Annotated in this window: 7 protein-coding genes; all 7 read right to left on the reverse strand. The window is 50.9% G+C overall.

The annotated features are described in order from the left end of the window. Positions 1–964: 964 nt before the first annotated feature. Positions 965–1099 carry a transposase domain-containing protein gene (locus TU84_RS25885; RefSeq protein WP_338152556.1) on the reverse strand — a complete coding sequence of 45 codons (135 nt, stop codon included), beginning with the start codon at positions 1097–1099 and terminating at the stop codon, positions 965–967. Between the two features lie 139 nt (positions 1100–1238). Then, entirely contained in the window at positions 1239–2723 is a 1485-nt protein-coding gene (tnpC, locus tag TU84_RS25085) for an IS66 family transposase (protein WP_082148822.1), read from the reverse strand. 99 nt (positions 2724–2822) lie between these two features. Next, positions 2823–3158 (reverse strand): IS66 family insertion sequence element accessory protein TnpB, encoded by a 336-nt coding sequence (gene tnpB, locus TU84_RS25090; protein WP_048373992.1) that lies wholly within the window; start codon positions 3156–3158, stop codon positions 2823–2825. After that, positions 3155–3472, reverse strand: coding sequence for an IS66-like element accessory protein TnpA (gene tnpA / locus TU84_RS25095; RefSeq protein ID WP_048368684.1), 318 nt, complete (start codon positions 3470–3472; stop codon positions 3155–3157). Before tnpA ends, tnpB begins: the two co-directional genes overlap by 4 nt. Before the next feature lie 338 nt (positions 3473–3810). Further along, positions 3811–6927: an N-6 DNA methylase gene (locus TU84_RS25100; RefSeq protein WP_157403824.1), complete on the reverse strand. Its 3117-nt coding sequence runs from the start codon at positions 6925–6927 to the stop codon at positions 3811–3813. A 94-nt stretch (positions 6928–7021) separates the two neighbouring features. Then, positions 7022–8107 carry a DNA cytosine methyltransferase gene (locus tag TU84_RS25105; RefSeq protein ID WP_206541207.1) on the reverse strand — a complete coding sequence of 362 codons (1086 nt, stop codon included), beginning with the start codon at positions 8105–8107 and terminating at the stop codon, positions 7022–7024. Continuing rightward, a complete protein-coding gene (locus tag TU84_RS26395) occupies positions 8088–8237 on the reverse strand; it encodes a hypothetical protein (protein ID WP_162207700.1) in 150 nt (49 codons plus the stop codon). Before TU84_RS26395 ends, TU84_RS25105 begins: the two co-directional genes overlap by 20 nt. Between the last annotated feature and the right edge of the window lie 733 nt (positions 8238–8970).

The following is an 8970-nucleotide window of genomic DNA, read 5'->3' on the forward strand; positions in this document are numbered from 1 at the left end:
TTTTCGGTCACTTGTTTGACCGCCTGGATTTTGAATTCTTCGGGATATCGCTGGTTGCTCATGGCACCTCCTAATGGGCCTCATTTTAAGGCTTGGAGGTGTCTACGAAACTAGGGGCGATTCATAGCTTACAGCGGCTTACTGTTCAAAACTGATCACAAGATAGCACCTGGTCAGCCCATAAATCCGAGGTAGATAAACGTAGTTTTAGACAGCTTTGTGGCAACTGCGCACCATAAAATCAGTACATGTAAACACGGTGCTGAATAACGTCCGCCGGTAAATGTTCTACCGTCATGTCACCCTAGCGGACATCACACACGCCCAGAAGTGGTACTTCCCATATTGATATCAATATGATGTCATTGGAAGCTTAATAATTTAGAGAATGGCAAGGTAAGCATGACTATCGAAACGGATGACGCGATTGCTGCTGGTGTAGGGGCTGCCGCCGGAGCTGGAATTGGTGGATTTATTGGTGTCACAGGCGCAGCTACAGCTGCTTCTGCTACTGCAGCTGCGACGCTAGGGACAGCCGGAGCTGGCGCAGCCGCGACAACTGCTGCCTTGGCAGCGGCCGGCGGAGGAGCTGTAGCATCTGGCGGGGCTGGAATGGCAGGTGGAGTCTCTGTGATTGCAGGTACAGCTGCTGCCGCAAGTGCAGTGCCAGTTGTCGGCTGGGTAGTAGGCGGAACCTTAGCAATAGGGCTTGGTGGTTATTTCGCGTACAAGTACGGTAAAAAGCTTCTCGATTGATTAACCGCTTTGTCCAGTGCCCAGCTTCGGATCCTTTAGCCATAACCACATAGTTGCACTTTCTCGCAAGGCTTGGGGCTGGGTCGATTTCGTTTTATCTGCATGACATGGAGGACATATTAATTTTTTCGACCTTAGATTTTGGTCATAGCGTGCCGCTCGCGAATACCCCTACTGCGTAAGCGTCCGGGCATCCCGCCTTGCACAGTTAAGCCGGTTGCCATCGATGCGGCAACAACTCCCCGATCTCACTTGCCTGCTTTTTCGGCAGGCAAATGAGTACGTCTTTAAGATAGGCATACGCATCATGCCTATTGAGCTTGGCCAACTGGATCAAGTTCAACAGCGTAGACGCGCGCTAGTCGCAGCGCAATGATCTAGTAAAGAGCCAGTTATTATGTCCAAGAGCCCACGTTTTTATCCGACTATCGATGTGACTGTTGTCTACAGGCGTAAGCGTCCGGGCATCCCGTCTTGCACAACTAAGCCTGTCTCCATCGATGCGGTAACAGCTCCCCAATCTCACTCGCCCGCTGCGTCGGCAGGCGAGTAAGAACGTCTTTTAGATAAGCATACGTATCGTGGCCGTTGAGCTTGGCTGACTGGATCAAACTCATTAGCGCGGCAGCGCGTTGGCCACTGCGTAGTGAACCGGCGAACAGCCAGTTTTTTCTTCCAAGAGCCCAAGGTCGAATTTGCTGTTCGATATGGTTGTTGTCTATCGGCACCGTGCCGTCGTTGAGATAACGGCTCAACGCAGCCCATCGTTTTAGGCTGTAATCCAGCGCCTTGGTAATCCCCAAACCTTCATGCACAAGCTCGCGCTGGGCGATCATCCAGGCATGAAACGCGTCCATCAGGGGCGCTGCTTTTTCCTGACGTATTCGTCGCCGGACATCCGGTTCCAAATCGCGAACTTCGCGTTCAACTTCATATAAAGCCGCGATGTACCGCAACGCCTGCTCAGCCAGCACGCTTTTATTGGTGACGTGCAGGTCGTAAAACTTGCGGCGAGCGTGGGTCATGCAGCCGATTTCGGTGACGCCAAGTGCAAAACTGGCTTTGTAACCACCGTAATCGTCGCAGACCAACTTGCCTTTCCAGTCGCCCAGAAAGGTGCGGGCATATTCGCCCGAGCGACCAGGGCTGAAGTCATACACCACCGCACTGATCTCAGCGAACGCCGTCGTGGCATAGCCCCAAACATAAGCACGATGAGTCTTCTTCTCGCCCGGCGCGAGCATCTGCACCGGCGTTTCATCGACATGCACCACGTTGTGCTCAAGCACGACTTCGCGCAGGGCATCCACCAGTGGCTGTAATTGCACGCCGCAAGCGCCGACCCAACTAGCCAGTGTTGATCGAGGAATTGCGAGACCGGCTCGCCCGAAGATTTGCTCCTGGCGATACAGCGGCAAATGATCAGCGTATTTCGCGATCATCACCTGAGCCAGCAGCCCGGCAGTCGGGATGCCTTTGTCGATAACTTGCGCCGGCACCGGCTTTTGAATCAAGGTTTCGCAGTTGTCACAGACCCATTTGCCACGAATATGCCGTTCAACGCTGAACACGCCTGGCGTGTAGTCGAGCTTTTCGCTGACGTCTTCGCCGATGCGCTTGAGGGCGCAGCCGCATTGGCATTGAGTGTTTTCTGGATCGTGATGAATCAACGTGCGTGGAAACTCGGCAGGCAATGCAGTGCGTTTGGGTTGCTGGCGGACTGCTGCTTGCGCTGGCTTTGGCGCCAGGATTTCAAGCTCTGCTTCGATGGCGGCCAGGTCGGTCTCAATCAGGTCGTCGAGCAAGCTGGCCTGATCAGGGCTGAACGACTCGGAGCGTTTGGCGAAGCGGTGGCGTTTGAGCAGGGCGATTTCGTGAATAAGTTGCTGGTTACGGGTCTTCTGATGAAGAACCTCTTTGTCGAGGCTCGCCAGCTGCGTATCTAGATGCTCAACGCGTGCGAGCAACTGCGCAGTTGTTCAGTGTCGAGCTGATCGAGAGGAGGAGTAGGAATCATGGCGATGACTCTGCCCGATCTGCTGATCGATGTATGTCATCCATTTCTCTTAATGGTTACGGATGGCTCCGTCAGACCCAAGCCATTGCCAGGGAAGGCCGACCACCAGAGCCTGTAACTGCTCGGGACTTAACTCCATTTGATCGCCATGCCGATTACTCGGCCAGGAGAATTTTCCTTGATGTAGACGGCGTGCCGCCAGCCAAACGCCCAGGCCGTCATGCACTAACACCTTCATGCGATTGCCTCGGCGATTGGCAAAGAGATAAGCACAGTGCGACTGCGCCGCACCGAAGACAGACACGACTCGTGCGAGGGCTTTCTCAGTGCCGGAGCGCATATCCATCGGCTCGGTGGCCAGCCAGATTGCGTCGATGCGGATCACGAAGCAAGTCCACGGACAAAACGGACACATCCTTCGGGATCGGAAGACGGCCATTTCACCGTGATGATTTGCTCACCAAATGGCAGCTCGATGATTACCGATGACTCGGCCTGTCTTTTCGGGGCGACCTTTACCGGAACAAACGCCGGCAGGGTTGTGGGTGGTTGATCTCGAAAAAGTGGCAGCCACTTACGGATCACGTTGGCATTGATGCCGTGACTGATGGCCACGCTGGAAATGGAGGCGCCGGGTTGCAGGCATTCCTGGACAACCTGGGCTTTAAACGACTTGGGGTAAGAGCTTCGTTGGCGCATTTAAGGGCTATCGCGTCCGCTTAAAAATAGACGGACACCATCGCCCTTAATTTGGGAGGTCGGTAGGTGTGTTCACCGTTCGCTTACCTTTAAAAGGCCAGAAAAGGTGTCCACTTAAAAAGGTGTCCACCATGTCGGGGCTTAGCGGGGATGAACAGATGGGTTTACCGTGCCCTTACCAAGCAATTGCACTATGGAGTTCTGTTATAACTCCAAGCAAGACGTAATTGGCCTCAATCCTAACTACCATCTCTGGAAAAAATAGCTCCGGCCTACTCAAATATTCATAGCTGAGGCGTGATTTTCTATCGGTAGAAGTCACGCCCCCGTCAAAGCCATTAAAAATTCAATAATTTTTTGACATGCATATCAAGTGCTAGAAGCTCACTTTCGGCCGCACCATTAAGTCTAGCGGTGATCTCAAGTGATAAATCTCGGATCTCCCTAATTTGCGCATTACTTTCATCGTAGTGTGGGATATTCAAGTATTCCGCCACGCTCACCCCTAAACTTAACCGAGAAGCATAGGCCGATACTGTGCTAGAAATCACAGGAGCATTTAGAAAGCCGGTTAGATATGCAGCCTCTCCCTCGGTTTCAGCGGGAATAAAGTAAAGTTTGTGATCCGGGATCACTATTTTTTCACCAGAAAAGCTAGTAGCCGCACTTCCTACATAGGCTGCGGCAAAAACTTTTCCGATCTCACGCCATAACACCTTGTAAGGCGAAAAAGTATATGCACCAGTGCTCCATAGTGAATAAAACGCCTGCCCCTTTTGGAACCTCTTGAGGCTAGAGCGACCTTCAAGATGGGATTTAAAACGATTCAAAAATTTGAACACCAACGGAGAATGAACAGCGAGTTCAGTATCTCCATGCATCCCACGCTGAGGAACTATGATACGTAGATGCTCGTCCGGAACAGCACAAAAGGGTCTGACTCCTTGACCTCTGAGTAGCGGAAAAAGGTGTTCGGATTCAATTCGAGCGGTTATCTCCGGAATACCTTTCGTTTTACCGATGGAGGCGGCATTTCGTACTGTAACTGTATTTTCATCGCCCTCCTCCGCCTCATAGACCCAAAACACTCCGTTACGGTCTGCCGTAACGCCTTTGCGAGCTTGGTACACTCGCTCTGCACCAGAAAAAACTTTAGCGAACACCACCTGCTCTTCATGCGGGCCGGTAAGCCAAGGCCGGCCTCCCTCCCCACCTGGCACAGGAACAGCCGTATATTCGATCTGAGTTGCAGCTCGACGAAACTCCTCAGCACCCCTTGACCTCCGTAAAGTTGAGGCCGGTACATCGCCCGTAGTCCAGACACGGTACGGTACAGGGAAAACAGTCGAAGCATCTCGTTCTAGAGCCAGGAAACGAGGCATGTTGGTCACACCGTCGAATGGACTGATTGCATCAAAATCCTCAACCAATAATACTTTACAGTTCACGTTATTGGGACCGACAGAGAACCTGCGGAAGCCAGCGCTTGAGGGAGTAGTGAAGACCGAGCCGGGCAGGAAAAAGCCAAGCCGCCCCGAGGGGGCCAGGTAATGATAGATCGCTTGGTAAGTCACAACTGTGGAAATATCTGCCTCGATTCCACCGACCCATTTATCGTTACTGAAAACACCAAGCTGCTTGCATTGCGCCTGAATCGTCTTGGTGTATTCCTCCGGAAGATTGCTCCATTTCACCCAGGGAGGATTACCGCAAACATGACTCGATGGTGGGATGGCACCCGCCGCAAAACGATCAGCAAGAATGGCGCACCAAATCCCATTCCATCCCTGCTCATGGAGCGACACTAAGTTTCCGACAGTTGTCTCGACAGTTTGAATATCGTAATCATCCAACTGCATTCCCTTAAGATCAGGTCGAATCGCACTGTTTATTGTAGCGGCAATAACATCTGCATCGATTAACCCCCGGATTCTTGTAAATACCTTGAAGAATTCCGCATGCCTAATCATCGCCTCCGGCACTGAAAACTCTCTAGGGCCGACCTCGGTCTGCATGACGTAGCTGTAGCTTGGGAAAAGACCGCTGCTTACGCGAGCAGGGTTTATGGCGTCAGCCAAGTAGACCGGCAAGCGTATAGGATCAGCAGGATCCAAAAATGGGGAAAGAAATACAGCCAGGGATCCCTTGGCGGCAAGTACTGCTAACGGATTCAAATCGATTCCATGCAGCCCCAAAAGCAGAGACTTTGCAGTGGCGCTATCGCCTTGCTGTAATCGACGCCGACGCAGCGCTTCCAACAGGAACGTGCCTGAGCCGCATGTCGGATCAGTAAGAGAGTCTTCCGCCCCCCACTCAATGAGATCCATCCCATGCTCGGCAAGCCAGTCAGGTGTATAGAACTCCCCAAGAGCGTGCCGGACTTCGCGAGGAATAAAGCGCTCGTATATTCCCTTAAATAAATCTCGCGTAGTATTCGGATGTTTTTTTGCGATTGTGAAGTCGACTCCGGAGAGCTTCCCAAACAATGCGTCTAAATGAGGACTGTAATCCTCCCAACCACTATCATCTAAATACCAAGCAAAAAAATCGCCGCTGAGCATATTTAGAATACCTGAGTGCTCAAAAAGCTCGCCCGTTTCAACTGCACGCAAACGATCAACCACTGGCACAGTCGAATCCAGAAGATTTTGGCTCGGCCGAGGAAGAGCGCATGCAGTGACAATTTTGGCGATTATCGCAATATAAGTATTCAGAGCAAAAAGATAAGCAGCAGGATTTTCATCATAGGGTTGATCATGGGATATTTCTTGCCGAGCAAGCAGCGTCTTCATATTAGCAGGCTGAAAACCGACAACTTGACTAAAAAGCCTGCGCCACTCTGTAAAAAGCATCTTCGTTTTAGAAGTACGAGAGGTCGACTCCGCTCGACATATACTGTCGTAAAGAGCAGGAATTAGAGCAATCCCATGATCGGAATCTGGCCCAACCAGCGCCTGTAGTAACTGAGGGTGAACAAGCGGACGGCCATCCTGCTCAAGTAAAGCCAATAATCGATTTGCGGCGCTGATGTCAAAAGGAATGACACCATCCCATTGCGGGCATGCCTCTTCAAAACAGCCAAAGCTGATATGGGATCCATCCCATATAACTAATACATAGTCTTCTAAAATACGGCCTTCTTCGGCCGAGATAAGGACAGCGTATTCTTCAGCTTGATCACGAGCATGCTTAGCCTTGCTATTGAGACGTCCAGTGAACGATCTCGGTGGCTCATACTCGATTACCACTGCTCCATGAGCTACATCAGCAAACTTAGTGGGTTTACCGGCTTCTTTAAGCGCTCTTTCCAGCTGAAATGGCGTCCATGGAATATTTCGTGCTTCGCAAGCTACCTTAAGAGCACCTTCCAGCTCATGTCGCAACTGCGCCTCGTTCCTTGCGGCCTCAGAAGCAGACGCAACTTTACTGACGAGCTGTGATGCAATTTTTGGCACTGCCATAACCCTATTAGAATTGACGTAATTGTTATCGTCGCAGAAGACTAGAGAATCCAAACGCCGTCAGCGCCTCTACCTTGTTCAGATTTTTCTACGCCGTGCTCTTCAATCCAGCTCCAGTAAAGAGATGTTTGAAAATTGCCTCAGCAAGCATTGGCGGTACGGCATTACCAATCTGAGTAAACTTCGAGTCGGTATCGCCTACCGGCTCGAAATCACGCCCAAATGTTTGAATGCGGGAGCACTCTCTCCAGGAGAGTCGTCTCGGTAGTTCAAGGATAGGTCGAGTAGGGTCTGCGGATAGGTGTTCATACTCGTCCGAAAAGTCCCACCTTTGCTTCCACCCATCAGCCAAATTCGACCATGTCAGTTTCATTACTGGACTTGCAGGATGCAGCGTTACATGCCGCGAATTAGCAACCACTGTATACGCTGGTTCACTCCACTTAGCTTTACGGTTCCGGGACATGAAGTACCAAGAAAAATGGCCTTCAGGATCATGCGGACGCTCATAAAACTCTCCCTCAGGCCATAGAGGCAAATCCGAAATTGCATCGCCATGAGAAGTATAAGGCTTCAGATCAGGGTTTTTCTTTGTTGCCTTCCCGTGTGTTTCAGGCGGAAATTCAAAAACTTGGTTTAGGTCCTTCCTTACTCCGACAATAATTAGACGCTTGCGAGATTGAGGAACTCCATATGCCTTGGCGTTTATGAGGTGATGACTCACAACATAGCCCTCCTGCCTGTAGGCCGTCTCCTGTTCCTCCAGAAAGCTACCCGCCCCCAATTGCTTCAATCCAGAAACATTCTCTGCCACAAAATATTTAGGACGGACGAGGCTGATTACTCGCAAAAACTGCTTATAGAGGTTCGTGCGCTCGTCTCTCTTGGGGTCCCTGTTGCCAGCCATAGAAAAAGACTGGCATGGATATCCGCCGACGACGACATCGGCACTCGGAAATGCGAGGATCTGCGATATATCGCCATTCCTCACATCAGTATCAGGAAAATACTTTTCCAGCGTTTTACACGCATCCTTAAGGATGTCGTTTGCAAAAACGATGTGGCCTCCGGCGGCCTCGATACCGAAGTCCATTCCGCCGCATCCGGAAAATAAAGACAGGACCCGGATTTCTTCCCCATCTTTCTCAAAAATATTATTCACGTTGACCCGCATCAGATTTCTTTTCTTCCGAGCTCTCGCCCTGCGCCAAAAGCGGCCAGCGCGCTTTCAAGTACCCATCGACCGCATCCCGTACCACCCATGCAAGCGAGACCCGGTGTTCTGCCGCGATCTTTTCCAGCACGGAGTACTGCTCTTCAGGAAAGCTTATGGATGCACGTACGCTACGCTCATAAGCGCCTGCGTCCTGCCGTCTTCGCTGTATCGACATAACATGCATACTCGCAAAACTCTCTCACCACCTTACACCAAAGTGGTGAACTGTGGATACATCCAGCAGTCTAAAAAACCGTGACGATTCTTGACGACCTTTGGGACATTCGTAAGGACGATCCGTCGACCTATCCATCGCTTTACCCGGCATCGCCTCACGACATCACTAAACGGGGGACAAAAACATCAACAACCATAATCCCCAGCAAAACATGGTCAAAACTCAATAACAACGCAGCCCAAAAACCGGGCTAACCTAAAATCTAAATGGCAAGAACATGATGGATTTAGACGCGATACTGACGTTACAAAAGGGGCATCTGCTTTGCTCAATTCCCACGATCAGGTGGAACATCATCGACCTGGCCAATCACGCCTCAAAGCATTTCAAATGGACTTGGTATTCCAAAGAGTATTCCAAGAAAAAACAAAATACGTAAAAACTATAAAAACCAATAAGTTATGAATCCAGTTCAGATTACCCCTGCCCACCAAATCCGAAAAAAAGACGCCTTAGGGCTAATGCCAGTCAGTTAAGCTGACTGGCATCTTTATTTTCGGGTCGGATATTTTGCTGGGCGCTGCTTCACTGCTCGCGGGAACCACCGATCAGGTCGCCGATGGGGCAAAACATACTGCGGCGC

It is taken from the genome of Pseudomonas helleri, assembly GCF_001043025.1.
GTDB classification, from domain to species: Bacteria; Pseudomonadota; Gammaproteobacteria; order Pseudomonadales; family Pseudomonadaceae; genus Aquipseudomonas; species Aquipseudomonas helleri.

What these genes read in the sequence shown, in the direction of transcription:
- tnpA (WP_048368684.1), bottom strand. Translation starts at nt 3,472, where the DNA reads ATGCGCCAACGAAGCTCTTACCCCAAGTCGTTTAAAGCCCAGGTTGTC.
- TU84_RS25105 (WP_206541207.1), bottom strand. Translation starts at nt 8,107, where the DNA reads ATGCGGGTCAACGTGAATAATATTTTTGAGAAAGATGGGGAAGAAATC.